The sequence below is a fragment of the Streptomyces thermolilacinus SPC6 genome (assembly GCF_000478605.2).
Classification (GTDB): domain Bacteria; phylum Actinomycetota; class Actinomycetes; order Streptomycetales; family Streptomycetaceae; genus Streptomyces; species Streptomyces thermolilacinus.
Genome location: NZ_ASHX02000001.1, coordinates 1,922,288 through 1,948,585, shown reverse-complemented (window position 1 = coordinate 1,948,585; position 26,298 = coordinate 1,922,288). Strand labels below are relative to the sequence as shown.

The following is a 26,298-nucleotide window of genomic DNA, read 5'->3' as shown; positions in this document are numbered from 1 at the left end:
GCATGCGCGACAAGTATGGGGCAGAACGGGCCCCGCGCGTATAGTTCCGACCATGGTGGCCGACGGGGGTATCAGCGCCGATCCTTCCTCGAAGACCCCGCCGTGGGCGGTCCGCATCCGGTGGGCGGACGGCGAAATCGCGGGAGCGGGCGTCCTGTTGAGCCCCGACCGGGTCCTCACCTGCGCCCATGTCGTCACCCCCGGCTCGCACGTCACCGCCGAGTTCGTCGGCGCGCAGGGACGCCAGGTCCCCGCCGTCACCGCCTGGGTGGACGAGGACGCGTACGTACCGGAGACCCGCGACGCGGACGACGACCCCAGCGGCGACGTGGCCCTCCTGCGGCTCGAACGCCCCAGGCCCGCCCACGAGACGGTGTTCCTGCGCCGACTGTCGGCACCGCACCGCACGGTCCGCATGTACGGCTTCCCGTACGAGCACAACGGCGGCATCTGGTTCCGCGCCACCATCATCGGCGGCTGCGGACGCGACGGGCAGGTCCAGCTCGGCCCGCAGACCCCGGGCGAACTGGCGAGCCCCGGATGCAGCGGCGCGGGAGTCGTGGACGACCTGACCGGCGAGGTCATCGGCATCGTCCTCACCGGCATGCGCGACCGGCACGGCAACGCGTTCTCGTTCATGAGCCCCGCCGAGACGATCGTGCAGCACCTCCCGAAGGCCGCCGCCTGGACCCGCGGCCCCACCGCCGTGGACGAGCGGCTCCGCTCCCGCACCGGCGGCGCACCGCCCGCACCGGCCCTGGACGAGCCGTACGCGCAGCGTCTCGCCGCCTGGCTGCGCGGCGACGGCGAACAGGTGAGGATCAGCGTCGTACGCCCCGGGGACCACGCCCGCGCGGCGACCCTGCTGCGCGCCATCACCCTCGCCGACCGGGAGTTACGCACCCGCGCGTCCGTCGGCCGGGCCTCGCTCGACGCGCCCGGCACCGTCCCCTCCGCGGGCGGCCACGACCTGGCCGTGGACGCCACCGGCGCCACCGCCGCCGAGGTCGCCGAACGCGTCGCCGAGCGCATGGGCCTGTGGCAGCACCCCGCCGACCCCGCCGTCGAACGGATCAGAACCGGCGGCGTCCCCCTCACCCTGGTCGTCGTCGGCGTGGACCGGGCCGCCGACCCGCCCGCCCTCCTCGACCTCCTCACCGTCCTGAGGGACCGCGGCAGCCGCCTCCTCCTCGTCTTCCGCGAGCGGGGCCGCGTCCACGAACAGGCCCGCACCGCGCTCGTCCTCGGCCCCGTCCGGGAGCGCCACGCCCACCTCGTCGCCCGGCTCCGCGAGCTGACCGGTCCGCTCGCCGCGTCCCTGGGCGACGCCATGGCGACCGTACGGGCGGACGACCCCGCCGCCGTGCACGACGCCCTCTACCGGGCCGGCGGCGCCCTCCACCTCCTGACCGCCGCCGGACAGCGGGCCGAGCCCGGCGCGGGCCCCGACCTGGCCGCGTACGAACGGCTCACCGACCGGCTCGGTGCCCGCCTGCACGCCGCCGCCGCCCGCCTCGACGCGCTGCGCCGCCGCCGCGGTGAACTCGCCGGCCGCCTCGACGCCTACCACGCCCTCCACCGGAGCCTCACCGACGGCGCCGAGGACCTGGACGCCGACACCCTGTACCGGCACGCCCACCAGCTGCTGCGCGCCCGCCCGTGCGACGTGGCCGCCGCCGCGGAGGCGGTCGAGGCGTACACCGCCCTGGTCGAGCGCGCCGACCCGGCCGTACGCCACGCCGCCGGGCGTGACCCCGGCTTACGCGACGCCGCCGCGCGCGACGACCGGGCCGTACCGGACGGCGCCGTACGCGACGGGACCGGAGCCGTGCGGGAACCGGCGGGGCGCGACGGGACCAGAGCCGGGCGGGACCGACGGGAGCGGGGAGGTGCCGCGCCGTCATGACGAGACCCGCGCCCACACCCTGCGGCAGACCCGGCTGCACCGGCACCCTCATGGTCACCGGCTTCTGCGACACCTGCCACCGCCTGCCCCCGGCCGCATCCGCCCCGGCCACCCCCGCCCCGGCCGCCTCCGGACGGTCGGCGCCGACCTCGCCCGCGGCACCGCCCACCGGGCCCGCCTCCACCACCTCCCCGGCCGCGCCCGCCCCGCTCGACCGTGACGGCCTCGTCCTCCTCCCGCACATCGACGCCCCCGCGCCCGGTGTCGCCGCGAGCACCACCGCCCGCCCGCCCTCCGGCGGCCGCCGCTGCGGCTTCGAGAACTGCACGGGCACCATCGGCGTCGGCTACGACGGCGGCCCCGCGCCCGACCACGGCTTCTGCCCCGAGTGCGGCCGCCCGTACTCCTTCGAACCGCGCCTGCGCCCCGGCGACACGGTCGGCGGCCACTACCGGGTCCTCGGCTACCTCGCGGCCGGCGGGCTCGGCTGGGTCTACCTCGCCGAGGACACCAAGGTCCCCGACCACCTCGTCGTCCTCAAGGGCCTCATCAACACCAGCGACGCCGTGGCCCGGCGCTCCGCCGTCGAGGAACGCCGCTCCCTCACCACGCTCCACCACCGCGACATCGTCCGCATCATCACGTACGTCCAGCACCAGGCGCCCGGCGACGACGAACCGACCGGCTACATCGTCATGGAGTACATCGCCGGCCGCTCCCTCGCCTGGCTCCGCCACGCCTCCGACGCCGAGCTGACCGGACTGTTCGGCAGGCCCTTCGGCATCGACCATGTGATCACCTACGGCTGCAAGATCCTCGGCGCGCTGGAGTACCTCCACGAGCAGGGCCTCCTGTACTGCGACATGAAGCCCGACAACGTCATCCACTACGGCCGTGACATCAAGGTCATCGACCTCGGTGCCATCCGCCGCGCCGACGACCGCACCTCCGGACTCGTCTACACCCGCGACTACGCCCCGCCCAAGCGGGAGCGCGACCAGCGCGGCTTCCACGTGGACAGCGACCTCTACACGGTCGGCCGCACCCTCCAGGCCCTCGCCACCCGCGCCGCCCCCGCATCCGGGCTCGCCGCCCGCTCCTTCGACGCGCTGATCCGCCGCGCCACCCACCCGGAGCCCGCCGCCCGGTTCGCCTCGGCCGCCGAGATGTCCCGCCAGCTGTGGGAGGTGCTGCGCGAGCACCAGGCCCTGACCTGGCACGAGCCGTACCCGGAGCGCTCCACCCGTTTCACGCCGACGGGCACGCTGTTCGGGGCCGCGCTCGGCACCGTCCCCGACCTCGCCCACTGGGCCGCCGCGCCGGACGGCCCCCGCACGCTGCCCGTCGCGGCGCCGGAGCCCCGGGAGACCGCGCGGGGCCTGCCCGTACCGATCCCGGACCCGGACGACCCGGCCGCCGTACTCCTCGGCGGGCTCGCCGCGCGCAGCCCCGAGCGCGTCGCCGAACAGGTCGCTCAGGACCCGGAGTTCGGCACCGTCGAGACGGCGCTGTGGCTGTGCCGCGCGTACGCGAACGGGGGCGGGCCCGAGGAGGCCGGGCGCTGGCTGGAGACGGCCCGGCGGCTCGGGGCGGGCGAGTACGACTGGCGGGTCTCCTGGCACCGGGGGCTCGTACGGCTGGCGGAGGGACAGGTGCGGTCGGCCGAGGAGGAGTTCGCGGCCGTGTACGCGGCGCTGCCCGGCGAGTGGGCGCCCAAGCTGGCGCTCGGCTACTGCGCCGAGCACCTCGGCGCCGACGAGCAGCGCACCCGCGACTACTACGAGGCCGTGTGGCAGCGCGACCGTACACAGGGCAGCGCGGCGTTCGGCCTGGCGCGGGTCCATCTGAGGGGCGGCGACCGGGAGGGTGCCGTCGCCGTACTGGACGGGGTGCCCACCACGTCCCGCCACCACGACGCGGCCCGGGTCGCGGCCGTACGCGTCCTGGCCGGGCGGCTGCCGTACCCGGCGGGCGCGCCCGGCCCGGCCGAGGCGCCGGGTGCGCCGGGTGGCGCGGGCGCGCGGGGAGCCGGGCCCGCCGCCGCCCGGCTGCGGGAGGCGGCCGAGCGGTTCGCGGAGCTGGCCCGCACGGGCGAGGGCGGCGAGTCCAGGGACCGGCTCCTCGCCGAGCTGCGGGAGAGCGCGCTCGCCAACCGGCCGCCCGGCGGATGGGGGCCAGGGTTCCCGGCGGGGGAGGTGTTCGGCACGGACGACACGGTCCCGGCGCTGAGCCGGCTGCTCTCCCGCTCCCTGCGGGCGCTGGCCGACCAGGCGCGCGACGCCGACCCGTCGGGCGGGGGCGATCTGCGCGGCGACCTGCTCGACCGGTCGTACGCGGTCCTCCCGCCGCCGCGCCTGAGGCTCGTACCGGCGGGGCGGCGGGGGAAGAGACAAGGCTGAGGGCGCGCACACGCGACGAGGGGGACGCGAGGACATGACGCCGGAAAGCGGTGGGGACGGCATGGCGCGCACGGCCGCCGGCCTGGAGGTCAGCCAGTGGAAGTACCTCTCGACGGAGTCCCGCGAGCAGGAGATGCACGTGGTGCTGACCGTCCGCGTGGACGGCGCGGCGGCCGCCGGGACGGGCGGCACCGGAGCCGGTACGGGCGCCCGCGCCGACGCCGGAGCCGGTACGGACGGCACAGGCACAGGACCCGGACATGGACCGGGACCCGGGCCCGGTTTCGGCCCCGGCCACGGCCACGGCAAGGCCAACGACACCGGCCCCGGCAGAGCCGACGACACCGCCCCCGCGGCGGCCCTCCTCGCCCAGGTCCTCGTCGTGGACTGCTCCGGCTCCATGACCTGGCCGCAGGAGAAGTTCCGCGCCGCCCGCCAGGCCGCCGCGGCCGCGATCCGGATGCTGCCGCCCGGCACACCGTTCGCCGTCGTCCAGGGCACCGAGGCCGCCGTCATGGCCTACCCGACGCGCGAACGGATGGCCCTCTCGTCCGAGAGCCGGCGCCGCCGCGCCGAGTCCGCCCTGCACCGCCTGGTCGCGGGCGGCGGCACCTGCATCGGCGCCTGGCTCGACCTGGCCGGGCGGCTCCTCGCCGAGCAGGGCGCGCCCATCGGCCACGTCCTGCTCCTTACGGACGGCAGGAACGAGCACGACAGCTCCATGCCGCTCGACGCCGTACTGGACACCTGGGAAGGACGGTTCGTCTGCGACGCCTGGGGCATCGGCGACGGCTGGGACGCCCGCGAACTGCTGCGCGTCACCCGTCGGCTGCACGGCAGCGCCGGAGCCGTACGGGAGGAGTCCGCGCTGCCCGGCGAGTACGAGAAGCTGACGGCCCGGCTCCTCACCAAGACGGTGCCCGAGCTGACCGTCGAGGTCACACCCGTGCCGGGGGCCCAGGTCCGGTACCTGAAGCAGGTGTTCCCCACCGAGGCGGACCTGGAGCCCGCCGGGCCGCCGGGGCCGGACGGCACGTACCGCTTCACCACCCGCGCCTGGGGCGACGAGACCCGCCGCTACCACCTGTGCATCGCCGCCGACCCGACCGGCCGTCCCCGCCGCGAGGACCTCCAGCTGGCCGTCGTCGCGCTCGCTTCGGCCGCCGCCGGCCCCGGCCCGCGGCTGCCGCCGCCGCGCCCCTGCGTCGTCCACTGGACGGACGACCCGGCCCTGTCGCGGCACACCGACACCCAGGTCGCCCACTTCCAGCTGTACGGGGAGCTCGGCCAGGCCGTCGCCGCCGCGGCCGACGCCTACCGCAGGGGCGACCGCGAGGCCGCCGAGCAGCACCTCGGCCGGGGCGTCCGGCTCGCCCACACGGTCGGCGCCGCCCGGCCGCTCGCCGACTTCCAGCGGCTGGTGGTGGTCGAGGACGCGGCCACCGGACGGGTACGGCTCCGCCCCGACCTGGCCCCGGTGGACTTCGAGCACCTGATCACCGCGAGCAGCCACAGCACGTACGGGCCCGAGCAGGACGACGGCGACACCCCCGACGGCCCCGGCGCGGGCCCCGCGCCCGCCACCGTGGCCTGCCCGGCGTGCGACGGCCGGGCGCCCGCCACCGCCCGCTTCTGCCCCCGCTGCGGCCACCGCCTCCGGGAGCGGCCGTGAACAGCGACGCGTACGGCCTTGGCCTCCGGGAGCGCCCGTGAGCACCACCGCGTACGACCTCCGTCTGCGGCTCGCGGTGCTGGTGGCGCTGGGCCTGGCGGCGACGCTCGTGCTGTTCGCGGCGTACCGGTCCGTCCACGACGACGCGGCGCGGCTCGCCGAGGCCAGCTCGCCCGGCGTCCTCGCCGTGGACACGGCCAGGTCGGCGCTGGTCCTGGCCCGCGAGGCGGTGCCCGAGGCGGGCCTCGAAGGCGCGGGCACGGGCGCCTTCCAGACCCGGGTGTCCGTCGCCCACCAGGCGCTCGCCCTGGCCGCGTCCGAGAACGTCACCGGCATCGAGGGCCGCCGCACCCTCCAGACGGTCACCGGACTGATCGCCGTCTACGCGGGCTGGGTCGAGCAGGCCCACCGCGAACCGGACGGCTCCCCGCTGCGCACCGCGTACCTCCACTACGCCGACCGCGTCCTGGACGCGCCCGGCACGGACGAGGACATCATGGGCCGCCTCGCCGAACTGCGCGCCCAGCAGCTCGCCGTGGCCGAACGGCAGGCGGAGCCCGGGCGGCCGCTGACCCTCGCGTGGGTGGCCGCGGCCGTGCTGTTCACCGCCCTGTGCGCGGCGCTGTGGGAGGCCCAGCGGTTCACCCGGCGCCGGTTCCGCCGCCTGGCCGACCCGCCGCTGCTGGCCGCGACGGCGCTGTGGACGGCGGGCGCCGCGACCCTGGCGTGGCACACCTTCCGTACGCGCGAGGGAACGGCGCAGGCGCTGCGCGAACTGCGGGGCACCCCGACCGGCGACGGCATCGCGACGGCCGGGGCGCGGGTCGCCCGGCACCTGGCCGACGTGGACGTACGGGCCGCCGCGTCCGACTGGATCCTGGTGGGAGGGGTGGCCCTGGTGGCCCTGTCCGTGAGCGGTCTGCTGCCGCGCATCGCCGAGTACCGCTCCGGGACGCGCCGATGAGCGGCGGGGGACGGGGGCCGCTGGTGGGCGGCCGGCAGGGCGCGGGCACCCCGGTGAGCGGTGGCCGGCACGGCGCGGGCGCGCTGCCGGGCGGCCGGGGGCCGCGCGGTGGGCCGCTGGGCGGCCGGGGGCGTGCGTACACGATCGTGGCGCTCTGCCTGGCGCTGCTCGCCGCCGGTGTGGTCGCCGGGGTGGAGTGGGCGCGTCGCTGGGAGGGCTCGGTGACGCTGCTGGGCAACTGGACCGGCGGCGACGAGGACCGGTTCCGGCGCGAGGTGCTGGAGCCGTTCGAGCGGGAGCACCGCATCCGGGTCGTGTACCAGGGCAGTTCGGCCGAGAGCCAGGTGCTGGCCGCCGACGTGGAGGCGGGCACACCCCCGGACGTGGTGGTCATGCCCGGCCCGGGGGAGCTGGCGGCGTACGCCGGGCAGGGCAGGCTCGAGCCGCTGGACGGCCTGTTCGACCCGGACCACTACGACCCGATGTGGGCGCCCGAGGTGGCGGGCGCCGTCCACTGGGTGCCCGTGAAGGCGGACCTGAAGAGCATGGTGTGGCACCCGGGCGCCCTCCCGGAGGCCGAGGTGGCCCGCATCGCCAGGGACCCGGGGGAGTGGTGCCTCGCCCTGGAGTCCGGCGCCACGTCCGGCTGGCCGGGCACCGACTGGGTGGAGGACGTACTGCTCCAGCAGGCGGGCTGGGAGACGTACCAGAAGTGGGCGACGGGGCGGCTGCCGTGGACGGACGGGGCCGTACGGAAGGCATGGACGACGTGGGGCGCCCTCGTCGGCGCGGGCGACCGGCAGCGCGTCCAGCGGGCGCTGCTCGCCAACTACGCCGACCCGTGGGGCGGTTCGGACCCGGCCTGCGTGAAGGAGCGGCTGGAGCACCAGGCGTCGTTCGTCCGGTCCGGCGCGCACTGGATGGCGGTGCGGGGCCGGTACGCCCACGCCAAGGCGGTGATCCCCGGCGCCCGGCGGGACGCGACGGCCTGGGAGGTGGCCGGCGACCTGGCGGCGATGCTGCGGGACACCCCTGGGGCGCGGGCACTGATCCGGCACCTCGCCGACCCGGGCACCGCGCAACTGGGCTTCACCGCCAACAGGGCGGTGCCGACGGCCACGTACGACGCGGACCCGATGACCGGCCGCGTCGACGCGACCCTGCGGGCCCGGGGGACGATGCGCTGCTGGGACGCCAGCGACGCGATGCCGCCTGCGATGCGGGACGCGTTCCACCAGGCGGCGCTGCGGTTCCTGGCGGCCCCGGACGAGCTGCCGCAGCGGCTGGCCGTGCTGGAGGAGATGCGGGCCCGGCACAGGGACGCCGCGTGGCTGCCGACGGTGTGCGGCAACGGCTGAGGGTGCCGGCGGCTACCGCATCCCGAGGGCGCGGCGCAGGGCGGTCCCGGCGAGCTCGACGGCGGCGTCCTGCGTGGCACCGGCCAGCATGGAGGGATGGATGGGGCCGCCCTGGGCGAGGTGCCGGTCGTACGGCAGGGGCAGCACGGTCACGCCGGGTTCGCGCAGATGGGCCACGGCGGTCTTCAGATCGAGGGTCATGTCCGGAGCGTTGGACGTCAGGACGACGACGGTGCTGTCGATGGCGCGGCGCTGCGGCAGTCCGCCGAGCCAGTCCAGTACGACGCGGGTGCCGCCCACGCCCTCGGCGGTGCGCGGCGCGACGATGACCCGCGCGTTCGCGGTGTCCATGGCGGTACGGGCGACCTCGCCGGGCAGGGTCTCGCAGTCCACGACGGTGACGGCGAAGTGGCGGCGCAGCGCCAGCGAGACGGTCCGGTACGTGGGCACGTCCAGCGGCGGCCCGACGCGGCCCTGGCTCGCCGGGAGCAGCCAGCCGCCGTCGGTGACGGGGACGAGGTACCCGGTGATGTCGTTCAGGTCCATGCGGGGCGTCAGGATGCGGGCGAGCTCGGGACAGGACCACCGTACGGACGGGGCGCCCATGCGCACGGCGAGCGTGCCGAGCGCGGCGTCGGCCTCCAGGGTCAGCACCGGGTCTGGCCGGAGCCGGGTGAACGTCCGGCCCAGGAGCGCGGCGACCGTCGACTTGCCGACGCCGCCGCGGATGGACGTCACGGCGATGACCCGCCCGCTGGGCACGGGCAGCCGGACCTCGTGCCCGGGGCCGCCGTGCTGGTCGGCGGCGTTCCTGGCGGCGGAGGAGGCGAGCCCGCGCAGCGACTCCGCGACGCGCCGCGCGGCCGAGTCGCCGTGCTGGGGGCGCCCGAGGGCGGAGGCGAGCCGCGCGTCGACGGTGGGCACGGACTCGGGCGCGGGCAGCGGCACGTAGGGCCTGCGCACCAGATGGTCGCCGTGCGTCATGCGGCACCCCCGGCGAGCGGCGCCCGCGGGGGACACGGCCCCGCACCACCTGGAAGGCAACCGCCCATCCGCCGCCCGCCTCCCGGCTCCAGTCCGCGCGCACCCCGTATCAGGCCCACTGCACTCACGCGTTCGAACCTACCATCGGGGACGCGCGGTTGAACGGCGCGGAAAAAGCCGCCGCCGACCACAGCCGACGACGGCGCTTCCCCCACACCCCACTCGAACCTCACGCACCCCCCGCCCTCCAACGACAACCCCACGCACCCACAGACCGGAACCGACCCTCAGCTGCCGCCCCCGGCCTCCCGGACCTGCTCCTCCAGCTCGTCCTTGCTCATCTGGGACCGTCCCTCTACGCCCAGCTCGCGGGCCTTCTCGTACAGCTCGGCACGCGTCATCCCGCTGCCGCTGCTGCCGCCCCGCTGCTTGGAGGGCTGCCCGTCACCGGTGTGGACGGCCGTCCCGGCGAGCTCCTCGGACCGCTGCCCGGCGAACTCCAGCCCCAGCTGGTGCAGCCGCTCGGAGTCGAGGGCCTCGCTGAGCGCGGGCAGCAGCTCCTGCTCCTCCTCCTGGACGTGGTGCCGCACGGCGCTGATCCACTTCTCCAGCTCCCGGTCGAACTCGGAGCTCTCCCAGTCCAGCTCCAACAGGTGCTTGCCCATGTGCTCCGCCTCGTGGTGCTCCTCGGCGGCGTGCTCGGCCTCCTCCTTCTCGCCGGCCTTGGCGAGCGCCGGGTACACGTACTCCTCCTCGGCCCGGCTGTGCGCCTCCAGCATGGCCACGGCCAGCGGCAGCGCCAGCGGCCGCGAGCTCTTCTCCTTCTTCATCATCTCGAAGAGGCGCTCCAGTTCACGGTGGTCAGTCTTGATCATCGTGATGACGTCATCGGCCATGGCGAAACCTTTCACGTTCAACGATCCAACGGTGCCGAAACCGGGTTTCCCGAAAACCCCACAGAATGCACCCCTCGGTCGCCGGTCCGCCCGAACGCACCACAGACCGTCCGCCTGCCAGGCAATGACCACTCGGCACCGTCCAGGCGAATCAGAGGCTTGCTTTCGCTCGCCATACGCCATTGGTCGGCCGTCGAAATCGTGGTCGCGATCCTGCTGAAGAGGACGGAGCCGACCGCACCGCCGACACGCTGGTCCTGTTCACGCTCGTGCAGGCGGCCGAAACTCTTCCGGCGTGGGGCGTCGAAGCTGAGGTCACCGGGGTCCCGGCCGCAGCGGCGCCGCCGAGCGGGTCGGGTACTCACGGGCCTGTAGGCGCAGCCGCAATCGCCGGGACCGGCGACCGGGTCGGTGGTGAGCCGGACATGGGTGGTGACGCCGCGGTCGACGACGTGCACCGCCAGGTGGCAGGGCCGAGCGCAGGCCAGGCATGCCACGACGACACGAAGCCACCCCGACAACGATCCAGCCCGAATCCTGGACGCACGCCGGCGATCGACGATCAGACCATCACGGTGGCCACCGCCCCGATAAGGTCAGAACTGTCGAGCGGAGCCGAGTCGGAGCGCGGGAAATCGCGGACGGCCACACCGAGGGGCGCACTTGCTTTCCCACCTCCACTCGGCCAAGGCGACCTCTACCGCGTTCCCGGTGCCTTCCCCGTCGCCGAGCGCAAGGATCAGCCGGTGCCGACATCCGCCAGTGTCATGTCCCACCCTCGCCGAGTACGACCCCACTGGCGGTCCTGCCTCAACTTGATCATGTACCGGATGGCCGACGAGAACCGCACCTGCGTGCTCACGCCGCCCCCGTGCCCGGGGTGGCGGTCCGGAAGCCTGACGCACACCACGCCCACGCGGCCTGGAGAGGAGAGCCCCGGTCCTGGCCGCGATCCGAACGGAGTGACCATGAATAACGAGATCCAGCTGATCAGCGACGGCGATGGCCTGGCGGTCATCGGGGATTCAGCGACGGTCGAACGCTTCCTCATCTCTGAAGGGCTGCCTTCGAAGGTCCTCGGACCGCGACGGCTCCGGTCCGCCCTCGGCAGCGCGGCCGGAGTCGCGCAGGCGGGTTCGGATATCGCTGCGGACTCAGGTCGCTGGGTGAAGCTGACCAAGGAGTCCGCTCGCCGCATCGACACGTATGGACTCCGGGAAAGTGCCACGACAGGTCTCAGTACAGGCGTGCTGAAGGGGGACCGGGGTCAGATCAAGGGGTTCGTCGAATTCGGGAAGGGGTCGGGACCGCTTCGGTCCAACCCGGCGGCTCTGGCCAATGTCGCGGCGGTCATGGCACAGCTCGCGATGCAGCAGACCATGGATGAGATCACCGATTATCTCGCCACGATCGACGAGAAGCTTGACGATGTGCTCCGCGCCCAGAAGGACGCCGCGCTGGCGGACATGATCGGAGGGGAGCTCGTGATCGAGGAGGCCATGACCATCCGGGAGGAAGTTGGGCGCGTCTCCGAGATCACCTGGTCGAAGGTGCAGAACACGTCGCAGACGATCGCGCGAACCCAGGTGTACGCACTGCGTCAACTTGACGGACTGGCAGACAAGATGGAGCGCAAGGCCAAGATCGGTGAGCTCGCCGAGGCGGCCAAGGAAGCCGAGTCCAAGACTCAGGAGTGGCTCGCTGTTCTCGCCCGGTGCTTCCAACTGCAGGACGCGGTCGCCGTGCTCGAACTCGACCGGGTGCTGCACGCGGCTCCGCAGGAGCTGGACCGCCATCGCATCGGGATACGGATCGCCCGCCAGAACCGGCTGGAGCTCATCTCGCGCAGCACCGAGCGTCTGGTGGCCCGAATGAATACGGCTGCGGGAGCGGCCAAGGGGAAGGTGCTGCTGCACCCGACCAAGTCCCCGGCCGTGGTCCAGTCGAGTAACCAGGTCGTGACCGGAGTGCATGAATTCCACACGCGGCTCGGGATCGGGTCCGGTCACCAGCCGTCGGAGGCTAAACGGTGGGCGGCCGCGGCGGCGGAGGTGAGGGACAAGGCGCTTGAGACAGGAGCGAAGGGGGTCGGTGCTGCCAAGAGCCTCGGCAACGAGACCCTGGACCGGGCCGGTTCGGTGAAGGACAAGCTTGCCGGCGGCATCGCCGAGCGAGTGCGCCGTCTGCGCGGGGACGCGGAGGGAGGCGACGCGGAAGGCTGAACAGCGCCGGTCGGCAGCCCTGTGCTTCCGCCATACCGCGTCAGCGAGTCCGTCGGCTTCGTCGTACGGCCTGTTCGGCGATGGACGCGGTTGACGGGGTTTCGCCGCGGCAAAGGTGGCCGTCGAGACGATCGCGCAGGTCGTGTGCGCCGGCCGGGGGCAGCGAATTACCACCTGCCTCTCGGCCTGAAACAAGAAAGGCGCCGACCGGCATTTCTGCTGGTCAGCGCCTTGGTGGCATTTCTCGCGAAGTGCCCCCGGCAGGATTCGAACCTGCGCACACGGCTCCGGAGGCCGTTGCTCTATCCCCTGAGCTACGGGGGCGTTCGCCGGTGTTTCGCGGCGACGGGTAGAACCCTACCAGCTCTCGGAGGGTGCCTGTGAACAGGGATTTCCGTCTGCCGGGTGGTCCCGGTCCCCCGCAAGGGGCAGAAGTGGCGAAAACCGGGACGCGGGGGTGCGGCGGGACCTACTCTCGAGTTGTGTCAGGCGTCTCCGGTCGGGTGCTGGTTGTGGACGACAACCGGGTCATCCGGCAGCTGATCAGGGTCAATCTCGAGCTTGAGGGCTTCGAGGTGGTGACCGCGGCCGACGGTGCCGAATGTCTGGAAGTCGTCCATCAGTTCCAGCCCGACGTGATCACGCTCGACGTGGTCATGCCGCGGCTGGACGGGCTGCGCACCGCCGCGCTCCTGCGTGCCGACGAACGGACCCGCCATCTACCGGTCGCGATCATCAGCGGGTGCGACCAGGACGAGGTGGCGAAGGGGCTGGAGGTCGGTGTGGACGCCTTCCTCCCCAAGCCCTTCGAGCCCACCCAGCTCGTCGAGCTGGTGCGCGGGCTCCTCCTGCCCCCCATAGACGGCCGCCCCGGCACCGGACGGACTGGTACCAGCCAGGGGTGAGCGGGCGAGTCGTCGTGTCGGTGGGTGTTGGGTGGGTGTCCTGGCTCCGGCAGCGCCATGACACCGGGTAGAGCCATGGGTCCGGGCCGTGCCGTGGTGCCGGGCGCGGAAGCGGGGTGTGCCGCCGGGCCTGGTCCCGTGAGGGCGCGTGCGGCGTCGGTGTGTGCGTCGGCGTCGGGTGCCGGAGGGTGGTACGGGGGGTGGCGGGTGACCGCATCGCGAAACCGGTTCGCGTTCCCTCCCCCCTCCTCGCCTACGCTTGTCCCGTGACCCCCGCTGACCTCTCGCTCACCGTGTTGCGCGCCGTGCGGCGTGCCGTCGGTGACGGGGTCCTGCCCGTACGGGAGCTGCCCTCCCGGGTCACCGTCGAGCGGCCCCGCCCCGGTGGCCGCGGGGACTGGGCCACCAACGCCGCGCTCCAGCTCGCCCGCCCCGCCGCACTCCCGCCCCGGCAGGTCGCCGAGGTCCTGCGCGAGCGGCTCCTCGACGTACCCGGCATCGAGCGCGTGGACATCACCGGGCCCGGGTTCCTCAACCTCACCCTCCGCCCCGACGCCCGCGCCGCGGCCGGCCGCCTCCTCGTCCAGCGCGTACGGGAGGAGGGCCTGCGGTACGGGTACGGGGACGCCCTCGCCGGCCTCCCCGAGGAACAGGTGCGTTTCCTCCTGCCGTACGGCGCCGATCCGCGGCAGCGCGTACTCACCCGTACCGTCGTCGCCCTCCTCCGCTCCCAGGGCGCCCCCGCCTGCCTCGTCCAGGCCGACGCACCCGAGGCCGACGAACCCCGGCTCGGCACCCCACAGGACCGCACCCGGCAGCCCGACGCCCCGCAGGTCCGCACCCCGCAGGTCCGCACCCCCCAGCCCGGCGCCCCGCAGGTCCGCGCCCCCCAGCCCGACGCCCCGCAGAACACCGCCCCCCGCGCCCTCCCCCCGCACTACGACGTCGCCGCCGTCCTCCCGCCTGACGCCCAGCGGTGGGCCATGCTGCGGCCCGCACCGCACGACCGGGTCCTCGACCCCGCGCCGCTCCTCCGCCTCACCGAGTCCGGCGGCAACGGCCTGTTCACCGTCCAGTACGCGCACGCCCGCGCCGCCGCCCTCCTGCGCAACGCCGCCGACCTGGGCTTCGGGCCCGCGTACGACGAGGACGTCCACGCCCCGGAGCTGCTCGCCGCGCTCGGCGACCACCCCGGCGTACTCCTCGCCGCCGCCCGGCAGCACGCCCCGGACCGGCTCGCCCGGCACCTGGAGGCGCTCGCCGACGCGTTCCTCGGGTTCCAGCACACGGTGCTGCCCCTCGGTGACGAGAAACCCTCGGCCGCCCACCGCTCCCGGCTCGCCCTCGCCGAAGCCGCCGGGACGGTGCTGGCCGGCGGCCTGTCCCTGCTCGGCGTCAGCGCCCCCGTTCACCTCTGACCGCAGTGAGAGAGACATGAGCCGTTCCGCACACCCCGCCGGGCCCCGCCACGCCGACGTCCTGCCCGAGGGCCACTACAGCGCGCCGCCCGCCGACCTCAACCACCTGGACGAGAAGGTCTGGTCCCGCACCGTGCGGCGCGGCGACGACGGCGTCCTCACCGTGGGCGGCATCCCCGTCACGACCCTCGCCGAGGAGTTCGGGACGCCCGCGTACATCCTCGACGAGGCCGACTTCCGGGCCCGCTGCCGCGCCTGGGCCGACGCGTTCGGCGCGGACGCCGACGTGTTCTACGCGGGCAAGGCGTTCCTCTCCCGCGCCGTCGTGCGCTGGCTGCACGAGGAGGGGCTCAACCTCGACGTGTGCTCCGGCGGCGAACTCGCCACGGCGCTCTCCGCCGGAATGCCCGCCGAGCGCATCGCCTTCCACGGCAACAACAAGACCGAGGCCGAGATCCGGCGGGCCGTCGAGGCCGGTGTCGGGCGGATCGTCCTGGACTCCTTCCAGGAGATCGTGCGCGTCGCCCACGTCGCGCAGGCCCTCGGCAGGCGGCAGCGCGTGCAGATCCGCGTGACGGTCGGGGTCGAGGCCCACACCCACGAGTTCATCGCCACCGCGCACGAGGACCAGAAGTTCGGCATCGCGCTGGCGGGCGGACAGGCCGCCGAGGCCGTGCGCCGCACGCTCCAGCTCGACGGGCTCGAACTGGTCGGCATCCACTCGCACATCGGGTCGCAGATCTTCGACATGGCCGGTTTCGAGGTCGCCGCCCGCCGCGTCGTCGCGCTCCTCGCCGAGGTGCGCGACGAGCACGGCGTCGAGCTGCCCGAGATCGACCTCGGCGGCGGCCTCGGCATCGCGTACACCCCGGACGACGACCCGCGCGAGCCGCACGAGATCGCCAAGGCGCTCGGCGAGATCGTCCGCCGCGAGTGCGACGCCGCCGGGCTCGCCACGCCGCGCATCTCCGTCGAGCCGGGCCGCGCCATCGTCGGCCCGACCGCGTTCACCGTGTACGAGGTCGGCACCATCAAGCCGCTGGAGGGGCTGCGCACGTACGTCTCCGTCGACGGCGGCATGTCCGACAACATCCGCACCGCGCTGTACGACGCCGAGTACACCGTCTCGCTCGTCTCGCGCACGTCGGACGCCGAGCCGGTGCTGTGCCGGGTCGTCGGCAAGCACTGTGAGAGTGGCGACATCGTCGTACGGGACGCGTTCCTGCCCGCCGACCTCGCGCCGGGCGACCTGATCGCCGTGCCGGCCACCGGCGCGTACTGCCGGTCCATGGCCAGCAACTACAACCACGCGCTCCGCCCGCCCGTCGTGGCCGTCGCCGACGGTGCGGCGCGGGTGATCGTCCGGCGGGAGACAGAGGAAGATCTTCTGCGTCTCGATGTCGGCTGATGAAATAGATGTCTCAGAATTCGGACGAAGGACAGAAAGTCCCGTTCGGTGAGTGAGACTGGACCACCGTAGAAATACGCGGAAAGACAGGAAACGAGGTCGGATGATGCGTACGCGTCCGCTGAAGGTGGCGCTGCTGGGCTGTGGTGTGGTCGGCTCAGAGGTGGCGCGCATCATGACGACGCACGCCGACGACCTCGCCGCCCGCATCGGCGCCCCGGTCGAACTGGCCGGGGTCGCCGTGCGCAGGCCCTCCAAGGTCCGCGAGGGCATCGACCCGGAGCTGATCACCACCGACGCCACGGCGCTCGTCAAACGCGGCGACATCGACGTGGTCGTCGAGGTCATCGGGGGCGTCGAGCCCGCCCGTACGCTGATCACCACCGCGTTCGAGCACGGCGCGTCCGTCGTCTCCGCGAACAAGGCGCTCCTCGCCCAGGACGGCGCGGCGCTGCACGCCGCCGCCCAGGAGCACGGCCGGGACCTGTACTACGAGGCGGCCGTCGCGGGCGCGATCCCGCTCATCCGGCCGCTGCGCGAGTCCCTCGCCGGTGACAAGGTCAACCGCGTCCTCGGCATCGTCAACGGCACGACGAACTTCATCCTCGACAAGATGGACACGTCGGGCGCCGGTTACTCGGAGGCGCTGGACGAGGCCACCGCCCTCGGATACGCGGAGGCCGACCCGACCGCCGACGTGGAGGGCTTCGACGCCGCCGCGAAGGCCGCCATCCTCGCCGGCATCGCCTTCCACACGCGCGTGCGCCTCGACGACGTGTACCGCGAGGGCATGACGGAGGTCACCGCCGCCGACTTCGCCTCCGCCAAGCGCATGGGCTGCACCATCAAGCTGCTCGCGATCTGCGAGCGGGCCGCGGACGGCGAGTCCGTCACCGCGCGCGTGCACCCGGCGATGATCCCGCTCAGCCACCCGCTGGCCTCCGTGCGCGGCGCGTACAACGCCGTGTTCGTGGAGTCCGAGGCGGCCGGGCAGCTCATGTTCTACGGTCCGGGCGCCGGCGGTTCGCCGACCGCGTCGGCCGTACTCGGCGACCTGGTCGCCGTCTGCCGCAACCGCCTCAATGACGCGACGGGCCCCGGCGACTCCGCGTACACCCAGCTGCCCGTGAGCCCCATGGGCGACGTGGTGACGCGGTACCACATCAGCCTCGACGTGGCCGACAAGCCGGGCGTGCTCGCCCAGGTCGCGACGGTCTTCGCCGAGCACGGCGTGTCGATCGACACCGTCCGCCAGCAGGGCAAGGACGGCGAGGCGAGCCTCGTGGTCGTCACCCACCGCGCACCCGACGCCGCCCTGAGCGGGACGGTCGCGGCGCTGCGCCAGCTCGACACCGTGCGCGGTGTCGCCAGCATCATGCGTGTTGAAGGGGAGTAGAGGACCCATGACCAGCAAGGGCACCCACCAGTGGCGCGGCATCATCGAGGAGTACCGGGACCGCCTCCCGGTCACGGACGCGACGCCGGTCGTCACGCTCCGTGAGGGTGGTACGCCCCTCGTCCCCGCGCAGGTCCTCTCCGAGCGCACCGGCTGCGAGGTGCACCTGAAGGTCGAGGGCGCCAACCCCACCGGGTCGTTCAAGGACCGCGGCATGACCATGGCCATCACCCGGGCCAAGGAGGAGGGCGCCAAGGCGGTCATCTGCGCCTCCACCGGCAACACCTCCGCCTCCGCCGCCGCGTACGCGGTGCGTGCCGGGATGGTCTGTGCCGTCCTCGTCCCGCAGGGCAAGATCGCGCTCGGCAAGATGGGCCAGGCGCTGGTCCACGGCGCGAAGATCCTCCAGGTGGACGGCAACTTCGACGACTGCCTGACGCTCGCCCGCGCGCTCTCCGACAACTACCCGGTCGCGCTGGTCAACTCGGTGAACCCGGTGCGCATCGAGGGCCAGAAGACCGCCGCGTTCGAGATCGTGGACATGCTCGGCGACGCCCCCGACATCCATGTGCTGCCCGTCGGCAACGCCGGGAACATCACCGCGTGCTGGAAGGGGTACACCGAGTACGCCAAGGACGGCGTCGCCTCGCGCACCCCGCGCATGTGGGGCTTCCAGGCGTCCGGTTCGGCGCCGCTGGTGCGCGGCGAGGTCGTCAAGGACCCGTCCACCATCGCCACCGCGATCCGCATCGGCAACCCGGCGTCCTGGAGCTACGCGCTGGCCGCGCGGGACGAGTCGGGCGGCTTCATCGACGAGGTGACGGACCGTGAGATCCTGCGCGCCTACCGGCTGTTGGCCGCGCAGGAGGGCGTCTTCGTGGAGCCCGCGTCCGCCGCGTCGGTCGCCGGTCTGCTGAAGGCCGCCGAGCACGGCAAGGTGGACCCGGGCCAGACCATCGTCTGCACGGTCACCGGCAACGGCCTCAAGGACCCCGACTGGGCGGTCGCCGGGGCACCGCAGCCCGTCACGGTCCCGGTGGACGCCGTCGCCGCCGCCGAGCGCCTCGGCCTGGTCTGAGCCGTACGGCGTCCCGGGGCCCAGGCCCCGCGGGCCCGGCCGCCACCCGGCCGGGCCCGCACCGGGCGCCCCCGCCGCCCCGGCCGCCCGTAGCGCCCCGCCGCCCGAAGCGCCCGGCCCCCGGCGCGCACCGTCCTCGACGGAACGTCCTCGCCGAGTACCACCTCGACGAGGACCGCCCCCGACCAGGACCGCGAGGTTCCCGAGGAGCACGGCCCCGCATGCGACACGCATCGTGCGCCTCCCGTGCGCCCTATGTCGCGGCAGAACCTTCCTTCGATAGGCTGTACCGAACCCACCCCGCCGCATCTGCCGCGGGTGACGCCGCCGTTGGTGACCGCCGAAACGGCCCCGGGTCCCCGTACGTCTGACGCCAAGCCCTCGCAGTCCCCCGCCCATCCCCACCCCGCAGGTCACCCCCGCAGGTCCAGATCCAAGGAGAGTCAACGAGCGATGGCCGGTCCCGCGTTCCGCGCCGCCGCCGTACGGGTGCGCGTCCCCGCCACCAGCGCCAACCTCGGCCCGGGCTTCGACGCCCTCGGCCTCGCGCTGGGTCTGTACGACGACGTCGTCGTCCGGGTCGCCGACTCCGGGCTGCACATCGACATCGCCGGCGAGGGCGCCGACACGCTCCCGCGCGACGAGAGCCACCTCCTCGTACGCTCCCTGCGCACCGCGTTCGACCTGCTCGGCGGACAGCCCCGCGGCCTCGAGGTCGTCTGCGCCAACCGCATCCCGCACGGTCGGGGCCTCGGCTCCTCCTCCGCCGCCATCTGCGCCGGCATCGTCGCCGCCCGCGCCGTGACCATAGGCGGCGACAGCCGGCTCGACGACGCCGCGCTGCTGGAGCTCGCCACCGAGATCGAGGGGCACCCCGACAACGTCGCCGCCTGTCTGCTCGGCGGCTTCACCCTGGCCTGGACCGAGGCCGGCGCGGCCCGCGCCATCCGGATGGACCCGGACCACTCCGTCGTCCCGGTGGTCTTCGTCCCGTCGAACCCGGTCCTCACCGAGACGGCCCGCGGCCTGCTGCCCCGCACCGTCCCCCATGTGGACGCCGCCGCCAACGCCGGTCGCGCCGCGCTGCTCGTCGAGGCCCTGACCAGGCGCCCCGAGCTGCTGCTGGCCGCCACCGAGGACCGGCTCCACCAGGAGTACCGGGCTCCCGCGATGCCGGAGAGCATCGCCCTTGTGAACCGGCTGCGGGCGGACGGCATCCCCGCGGTCATCTCCGGCGCGGGCCCGACGGTGCTCGCGCTGGCCGAGGACGGCGCGGCGGACAAGGTCGCGCTGCTGGCGGGAGAGGGCTGGGCGGCGAACCGGCTCGCCCTCGACGCCGCCGGTGCGAGCGTGCTGCCGCTCGCGCCGTAGCGCCGCCGGGCGGGACCCCGCCGCGGCGTGGATCGCCGGATACACGGATTGCCGGTGTGTGAGAGGGGGAATGTTTGTTGGAGCCGGTAGTGTTAACCTCAAGTCTGCACCCGACGTCTTTGTGGCGCGGTGCTGCGTGTCCCCATCAGGGACCACCCTTCTTCCGGGAGCCTCCCAAACTGCCTGAGCAGCCTGCCTGAGCAGTTTCGAGCACGCTCCGGAACCGGCGCGCGTCCCCCCTCGCTTTTCCCGCGAGAGGGCCGAGCAGGGGGCCTCGGGCCGGACCCACGCACGTTATTTCTTCCGCCGCCGAATTCCCGGCGGAACCACCGCCCCGGCACGGACCCCCATCAGGGCCGAGGCCGGACAGCACAACCGGTCGCCGAGCCAGAAGGCCGACGTCCGCTCCAGGGAAGGACCCTTCGTGAGCGACACCACCGATCTGATGGGCGTGACTGCCGACAAGACTGTCGACACGACCGCGCCCGCCGCAGGTGCTGCCACTGGCACCACCTCACGGCGCCGCCGCTCCGGCACCGGCCTCGAGGGCATGGTCCTGGCCGAGCTGCAGCAGGTCGCGTCCGGCCTCGGCATCAGGGGCACCGCGCGCATGCGCAAGAGCCAGCTGATCGAGGTCATCAAGGAAGCGCAGGCCCAGGGCGGCGCGGCCGCGCCGAAGGCCGCCGAGTCCGGCACCGCCGAGACCAAGCCCAAGCGCCGCGCCACCTCCCGTACCCGTACGGGCGAGGAGGCCGGCGGCAAGACCGCCGAGACCGCGGAGGCGACCGACGCCGGTTCCGCGAAGACGGAGAAGGCCGACAAGGCCGAGAAGAGCGTCGCGCAGCAGCAGATCGAGATCCCCGGCCAGCCGTCGCCGAAGCAGGAGCAGGGCGAGGAGGTCACCGGCGAGCGCCGCCGCCGCCGCGCCACCGCCCCGGCCGGCGCGCCCGCCGCCGAGGCCGAGGGCCGCGCCGAGGCCCGTGCCGACGTCCGTACGGAGACCCGCCCCGAGGGCCAGGAGGCCCGTACGGCCGAGTCCGACACCGCCGAGGGCCGCCGCGAGCGCCGCGAGCGCCGTGACCGCGACCGCGGTGAGCGGGGCGACCGGGGTGACCGCCAGCGCGACCGCCGCGACCGCGGCAAGGGCGACGACCAGCAGGGCGGCGGCCAGCGCCAGCAGCGCCAGGGCGCCCCGCAGGGCCAGACCGGCCCGCAGGACGACGACGACTTCGAGGGCGGCCGCCGGGGCCGTCGCGGCCGCTACCGCGACCGCCGCGGCCGTCGTGGCCGTGACGAGTTCGCCAGCGGTGAGCCGCAGGTCTCCGAGGACGACGTCCTGATCCCCGTCGCGGGCATCCTGGACATCCTCGACAACTACGCGTTCATCCGGACCTCCGGCTACCTGCCCGGCCCGAACGACGTGTACGTCTCCCTCGCCCAGGTCCGCAAGAACGGCCTGCGCAAGGGCGACCACGTCACCGGTGCCGTACGCCAGCCGAAGGAGGGCGAGCGCCGCGAGAAGTTCAACGCGCTGGTCCGCCTCGACTCGGCCAACGGCATGGCCGCCGACTCCGGCCGGGGCCGTCCCGAGTTCAACAAGCTGACCCCGCTCTACCCGCAGGACCGGCTCCGCCTGGAGACCGACCCGGGCGTGCTGACCACGCGGATCATCGACCTCGTGTCGCCGATCGGCAAGGGCCAGCGCGGTCTGATCGTGGCCCCGCCGAAGACCGGCAAGACCATGATCATGCAGGCGATCGCCAACGCGATCACCCACAACAACCCCGAGTGCCACCTGATGGTCGTCCTCGTCGACGAGCGTCCGGAAGAGGTCACCGACATGCAGAGGTCGGTGAAGGGCGAGGTCATCTCCTCGACCTTCGACCGCCCCGCCGAGGACCACACCACCGTCGCCGAGCTGGCCATCGAGCGCGCCAAGCGCCTCGTGGAGCTGGGCCACGACGTGGTCGTCCTGCTCGACTCGATCACCCGTCTGGGCCGCGCGTACAACCTCGCGGCGCCCGCCTCCGGCCGCATCCTGTCCGGTGGTGTCGACTCGACCGCGCTGTACCCGCCGAAGCGCTTCTTCGGTGCCGCGCGGAACATCGAGGACGGCGGCTCGCTGACCATCCTCGCCACGGCGCTGGTCGACACCGGCTCGCGCATGGACGAGGTGATCTTCGAGGAGTTCAAGGGCACCGGCAACATGGAGCTCAAGCTCGACCGGAAGCTCGCCGACAAGCGCATCTTCCCGGCCGTCGACGTCGACGCGTCCGGCACGCGCAAGGAGGAGATCCTCCTGGGCAGCGAGGAGCTGGCCATCGTCTGGAAGCTGCGCCGGGTGCTGCACGCGCTCGACCAGCAGCAGGCGATCGAGCTGCTGCTCGACAAGATGAAGCAGACCAAGTCGAACGCCGAGTTCCTGCTCCAGATCCAGAAGACGACCCCGTCGTCCGGCAACGGCAACGACTGACGTCGCCTCAGCGGTACGCGCCGCCCCCCGGTCACCTCGGTGACCGGGGGGCGGTTTCGCGTTGTACGATCAGCGCGTCGTAGTGGGGGGGAACGTATTTGCGAATGCGCCCACTGAGTTGGCGGAGCCGTGCCCTGAAACACCGGGCCGCTCCGCGCCGTTGCGTGGGCCGTGCCGTGTGCGCTTTCACCCCACCCGATGCGTGCCAGTGGTCCGACTCCTCCCCGCTCACACACCGAGAGGAGTTCTGAGTGACATCTGCCCAGCGGAGGGCGCGCATCGCCCTCCCCGCGGCCGCCGCGGCCCTCGCCCTGAGCGGCGCGCTGCTCGGCGCCGCGCCCGCCCAGGCGGCGGACGTGACCCCGGCCCCGGCCAAGCAGAACGCCGGGAAGGCCCAGGGCCCGTCCAAGACCGACCTGCTGGGACGCGTCAAGGGCTCGGTCGCCGACGTCAACGACGGCGAGGCCGACCCGAACCCGGCGCAGGAGAAGGAGGCCGAGCAGGCCGCCCCCGCCTCCGGCACCAAGGAGTCGTACATCATCGGCGGCACTCCCGCCACCAGCACCGAAGCGCCGTGGATGGTGCAGCTGCACTACTACGACGACAAGGGCACCGTCGAGGAGACGGACGACGAGGGCTACTTCTGCGGTGGCTCCCTCGTCGCCCCGAACAAGGTCCTGACCGCCGCGCACTGCGTGTACGGGCTGGACTGGGTCAACAACGGCGTGATCGTCGCCGGTACCAACCAGGTGCCGACCGAGACCGCGACCGGCGTGGACCTGCACGGCGGCCGCGTCGCGGGCATCGAGCGCACCTGGATCAGCCCGACGTACAACGACTACGACCTCACGGGCGGCGACGTCGCGGTCCTCACGCTGTTCGAGGCGCTGCCGTACAAGTCGCTCCAGCTCACGCAGAGCGGTGACACGGCCTCGTACCGCGAGGGCACGCAGGCCACGGTCTACGGCTGGGGCCGCACCAGCTCCACCAGCCAGGACGGCGCGCAGACGCTGCAGAAGGCCGTCGTGCCCATGCGGAGCGACGCCACCTGCTCGTCGTACTTCCAGGGCGACTTCGTCGCCGGCCAGATGACCTGTGCGGGCAACCCGGCCAGCGGCCAGGACGCCGGTACGGTCTCGCCGTGCAACGGCGACTCGGGTGGCCCGCTCGTCGTGGGCGGCCGTATCGCGGGCGTCGTCTCGTGGGGCGTCCCGGACTGCGTGGAGAGCGGCGCGTACGGGGTCTACGCCAAGACCAGCACGTACGTCGGCCAGGTCAACGCGCGGATCGACGACACCGACCTCAACTACGACGGGCGCGCGGACCTGTTCGCCCGCACGTCCGCCGGTGACGCGTGGGAGTACTACTCGCGCGGCACCGCGCTCGGCGGCCGCGAGTACATCGGCGACTACAGCCCCTACAACCTGGTCCGCCAGGCCGACCTCGACCGGGACGGCGTGCAGGACTACCTGTACCGCACCACCGGCGGCGTCCTGAAGTGGTTCCACTTCAACGGCGTGGACGGGTACGACGAGTACACCGTCGGCTCCGGCTGGGGCGCCATGAAGAACATCCTGGTCACCGGTGACATGACCAGCGACGCGCTGCCCGACCTGCTCGCGCAGGACAAGAACGGCTACCTGTGGCTGTACCCGGGCCGCGGCAACGGCACCTTCGGCACCCGCGTCAGCGTCGGGTCCGGCTGGGGCGTCATGACCATCACCGGCAAGGGCGACTACACCGGCGACGGCAAGCCCGACATGCTGGCCCGCGACACCTCGGGCCGCCTGTGGGTGTACCCGGGCCGGGGCACCGCCACGGCGACGTTCACCAACCGCGTCCTGGCCGGCACCAGCGGCTGGAACTTCACCGCGTACGCCGCCACCGGCGACATCAACGGCGACGGCAGGGCCGACCTGCTGGCCCGCGACTCGGGCGGTGTGATGTGGCTCTACCAGGGCCGCGGCTCCTCCACGGCGCCGTTCGTCCCGCGCGTCAAGATCGGCTCCGGCTGGAACGCGTTCAACCTCTTCGGCTGAGCGGGACCTGATCCCGTCGACGCCGGACCACCCCTGTGCCCGCCGTGCCCCGCACGGCGGGCACAGTCGTCCCCGCACGAGCCCGCAGACCCGCACACCCAAACCCGCCCGTGCGCCGTGGCCCGCACCCGCCCGTGCCGGGCCGCCCGCAGGCGCCGTGCAACCCTTTCCGCCGGTCCGCCGTCTGACCGGATGCCGCCCGGGGAACCCGGGGCAGTGCACGGGGCGAGGGGAACGAGGAGACCATGGGCGAGCAGGGCACGGACGGCATACCCGCCGCCGCGAGCGCACCGGGCGGGCGGGCGGCCGTCAGACGCGGCCTGGTCCTCGCCGCCTGGGCGGTCGCGGCCGTGACGGTCCTCGGCGGGGGCGGCGTCGGGTACGCGTACCTGAAGCTCGACGGCAACATCGAGAGCGTGGACATCAACACGCAGCTCGGCGACGAGCGGCCGATGGACGTGGAGGACGGCTCCCTCGACATCCTCGTCCTGGGCTCCGACTCCCGCTCCGGCGCCAACCGCGCGTACGGCCGCGACGAGGGCGCCGCCCGCTCCGACACGGCGATGGTCGTCCACGTCCACGAGGGGCGGAAGAAGGCCAGCGTCGTCTCCATCCCGCGCGACACGCTCATCACCCGCCCCGAGTGCGCCCGCCGCGACGGCGGCAGCGAGCCCGCCGCGTACCGGGCCATGTTCAACACCGCGTACGAGGTCGGCGGCCCCGCCTGCGCCGTGAAGACCGTCGAGCAGATGTCCGGCATCCGCATGGACCACTACATCGAGGTGGACTTCACCGGCTTCAAGCAGCTCATCGACGAGCTGGGCGGCGTCGAGATCACCACCACGCGGCCCATCGAGGACGGCGCGAGCCACCTCGACCTCGCCGCGGGGACCCACACCCTCGACGGCGAGCAGGCCCTCGGCCTCGTCCGCACCCGCAAGGGCGTCGGCGACCAGAGCGACCTCGGCCGCATCCAGCTCCAGCAGGCGTTCGTCAAAGCGCTCATCGAGCAGGTCCAGCGGGTCGGCGTCCTCACCAGCCCGCAGAAGCTCTGGGGCCTCGCCGACACCGCCACCAGGGCGATCACCCCGGACTCCGAGCTGGACAGCGTCAAGGAGCTCGCCGACCTCGCGCGCGGGCTGTCCGGCCTCGGCTCCGACGACATCCACATGATCACGATGCCAGTCCAGTACGACGCGATCGACCGCAACCGCGTCGTCCCCGTCGACGCGCAGGCCCAGCAGGTCTGGCAGGCGCTGCGCCAGGACCTGCCCATCCCGGCCGCCGCCACCCGCGACACCGCCACCGGACACGCCGCCGACGTCATCCGCTGAACCGGGGCCGGAACGGCGGAATACCCGGCGCCCCACCCCGGTTTTGGGAGATACGGCCGGTCCTGGCAGACTGGTACGTCGGCCCCGGTTCACGCACCCGCATCCCGCGGGGGCGACCCGGAGCCCTCCCGAAACTAGGAGACACCTTGAAGCGCGACATCCACCCCGAGTACGTCGAGACCCAGGTCAGCTGCACCTGCGGCGCGTCGTTCACCACCCGTAGCACGATCGAGGGCGGCACCATCCGTGCCGAGGTCTGCTCCGAGTGCCACCCGTTCTACACGGGCAAGCAGAAGATCCTCGACACCGGTGGCCGTGTGGCCCGCTTCGAGGCCCGCTTCGGCAAGGCTGCCGGCTCGAAGAAGTAGCGAGCCGTACCGCCGGTCTCCGGTCGTCCCTCGGACGGCCGGGACCGGCTTTTTGGTCGGGGGTCCGGGGTCACCCCCCGGACCGTCCCGTATCCCGCAGCAGCCCC

General features: G+C 73.6%; 18 protein-coding genes and 1 tRNA gene. 16 read left to right on the top strand and 3 right to left on the bottom strand.

The genetic code is table 11. The annotated features are described in order from the left end of the window. Positions 1 to 52: 52 nt before the first annotated feature. The 5 genes from J116_RS07915 to J116_RS07895 are packed head-to-tail and all read left to right on the top strand — an operon-like array spanning position 53 to position 8,299. Positions 53 to 1,906, top strand: a complete 1,854-nt coding sequence (locus J116_RS07915) for a S1 family peptidase (RefSeq protein ID WP_023586559.1) — start codon at positions 53 to 55, stop codon at positions 1,904 to 1,906. After that, positions 1,903 to 4,305: a serine/threonine-protein kinase gene (locus tag J116_RS07910; protein WP_028963812.1), complete on the top strand. Its 2,403-nt coding sequence runs from the start codon at positions 1,903 to 1,905 to the stop codon at positions 4,303 to 4,305. Before J116_RS07915 ends, J116_RS07910 begins: the two co-directional genes overlap by 4 nt. A 34-nt stretch (positions 4,306 to 4,339) precedes the next feature. Next, complete coding sequence (locus J116_RS07905) at positions 4,340 to 5,977, top strand: VWA domain-containing protein (protein WP_051203437.1); 1,638 nt, start codon at positions 4,340 to 4,342, stop codon at positions 5,975 to 5,977. Positions 5,978 to 6,014: 37 nt separating this feature from the next. Then, positions 6,015 to 6,941 (top strand): hypothetical protein, encoded by a 927-nt coding sequence (locus tag J116_RS07900; protein WP_023586556.1) that lies wholly within the window; start codon positions 6,015 to 6,017, stop codon positions 6,939 to 6,941. Then, positions 6,938 to 8,299: an ABC transporter substrate-binding protein gene (locus J116_RS07895; protein ID WP_079147683.1), complete on the top strand. Its 1,362-nt coding sequence runs from the start codon at positions 6,938 to 6,940 to the stop codon at positions 8,297 to 8,299. Before J116_RS07900 ends, J116_RS07895 begins: the two co-directional genes overlap by 4 nt. 12 nt (positions 8,300 to 8,311) lie before the next feature. Here J116_RS07895 and J116_RS07890 read toward each other — a convergent pair whose 3' ends face one another. Both J116_RS07890 and J116_RS07885 read right to left on the bottom strand, forming a co-directional pair. Next, positions 8,312 to 9,283 (bottom strand): hypothetical protein, encoded by a 972-nt coding sequence (locus J116_RS07890; RefSeq protein ID WP_023586554.1) that lies wholly within the window; start codon positions 9,281 to 9,283, stop codon positions 8,312 to 8,314. 287 nt (positions 9,284 to 9,570) lie between these two features. Continuing rightward, a complete protein-coding gene (locus J116_RS07885; protein ID WP_028963810.1) occupies positions 9,571 to 10,179 on the bottom strand; it encodes a hemerythrin domain-containing protein in 609 nt (202 codons plus the stop codon). A 968-nt stretch (positions 10,180 to 11,147) separates the two neighbouring features. Here J116_RS07885 and J116_RS07880 point away from each other — a divergent pair. After that, positions 11,148 to 12,401, top strand: a complete 1,254-nt coding sequence (locus J116_RS07880) for a hypothetical protein (protein WP_028963809.1) — start codon at positions 11,148 to 11,150, stop codon at positions 12,399 to 12,401. Between the two features lie 252 nt (positions 12,402 to 12,653). Here the strand turns inward: J116_RS07880 and J116_RS07875 are convergent. Beyond that, a tRNA-Arg gene (locus tag J116_RS07875) sits at positions 12,654 to 12,725 on the bottom strand. 56 nt (positions 12,726 to 12,781) lie between these two features. On the opposite strand from J116_RS07875, the gene J116_RS07870 reads away from it, so the two are divergent. The 10 genes from J116_RS07870 to rpmE all read left to right on the top strand — a co-directional run bounded on the left by J116_RS07870 (position 12,782) and on the right by rpmE (position 26,191). Continuing rightward, positions 12,782 to 13,306, top strand: a complete 525-nt coding sequence (locus J116_RS07870; RefSeq protein ID WP_394331477.1) for a response regulator — start codon at positions 12,782 to 12,784, stop codon at positions 13,304 to 13,306. A gap of 266 nt (positions 13,307 to 13,572) precedes the next feature. Next, positions 13,573 to 14,724, top strand: a complete 1,152-nt coding sequence (gene nrtL / locus J116_RS31225; protein WP_023586550.1) for an ArgS-related anticodon-binding protein NrtL — start codon at positions 13,573 to 13,575, stop codon at positions 14,722 to 14,724. Positions 14,725 to 14,740: 16 nt separating this feature from the next. Then, entirely contained in the window at positions 14,741 to 16,132 is a 1,392-nt protein-coding gene (lysA, locus tag J116_RS07860; protein WP_023586549.1) for a diaminopimelate decarboxylase, read from the top strand. Between the two features lie 106 nt (positions 16,133 to 16,238). Continuing rightward, the gene (locus J116_RS07855) at positions 16,239 to 17,528 is read left to right on the top strand and encodes a homoserine dehydrogenase (RefSeq protein WP_028963808.1); all 1,290 of its coding nucleotides are present in this window, start codon (positions 16,239 to 16,241) and stop codon (positions 17,526 to 17,528) included. A 7-nt stretch (positions 17,529 to 17,535) separates the two neighbouring features. Next, a complete protein-coding gene (thrC, locus tag J116_RS07850; protein WP_023586547.1) occupies positions 17,536 to 18,606 on the top strand; it encodes a threonine synthase in 1,071 nt (356 codons plus the stop codon). A 453-nt stretch (positions 18,607 to 19,059) separates the two neighbouring features. Next, on the top strand, positions 19,060 to 19,977 hold the full coding sequence (gene thrB / locus J116_RS07845) for a homoserine kinase (RefSeq protein ID WP_023586546.1): 918 nt from the start codon (positions 19,060 to 19,062) through the stop codon (positions 19,975 to 19,977). A gap of 424 nt (positions 19,978 to 20,401) precedes the next feature. Then, on the top strand, positions 20,402 to 22,450 hold the full coding sequence (gene rho, locus J116_RS07840; RefSeq protein ID WP_023586545.1) for a transcription termination factor Rho: 2,049 nt from the start codon (positions 20,402 to 20,404) through the stop codon (positions 22,448 to 22,450). Positions 22,451 to 22,701: 251 nt separating this feature from the next. Further along, a complete protein-coding gene (locus tag J116_RS07835; protein WP_023586544.1) occupies positions 22,702 to 24,489 on the top strand; it encodes a trypsin-like serine protease in 1,788 nt (595 codons plus the stop codon). Between the two features lie 245 nt (positions 24,490 to 24,734). Further along, on the top strand, positions 24,735 to 25,823 hold the full coding sequence (locus tag J116_RS07830; protein WP_023586543.1) for an LCP family protein: 1,089 nt from the start codon (positions 24,735 to 24,737) through the stop codon (positions 25,821 to 25,823). Between the two features lie 146 nt (positions 25,824 to 25,969). Next, entirely contained in the window at positions 25,970 to 26,191 is a 222-nt protein-coding gene (gene rpmE / locus J116_RS07825) for a 50S ribosomal protein L31 (protein WP_023586542.1), read from the top strand. The last annotated feature ends 107 nt before the right edge of the window (positions 26,192 to 26,298 follow it).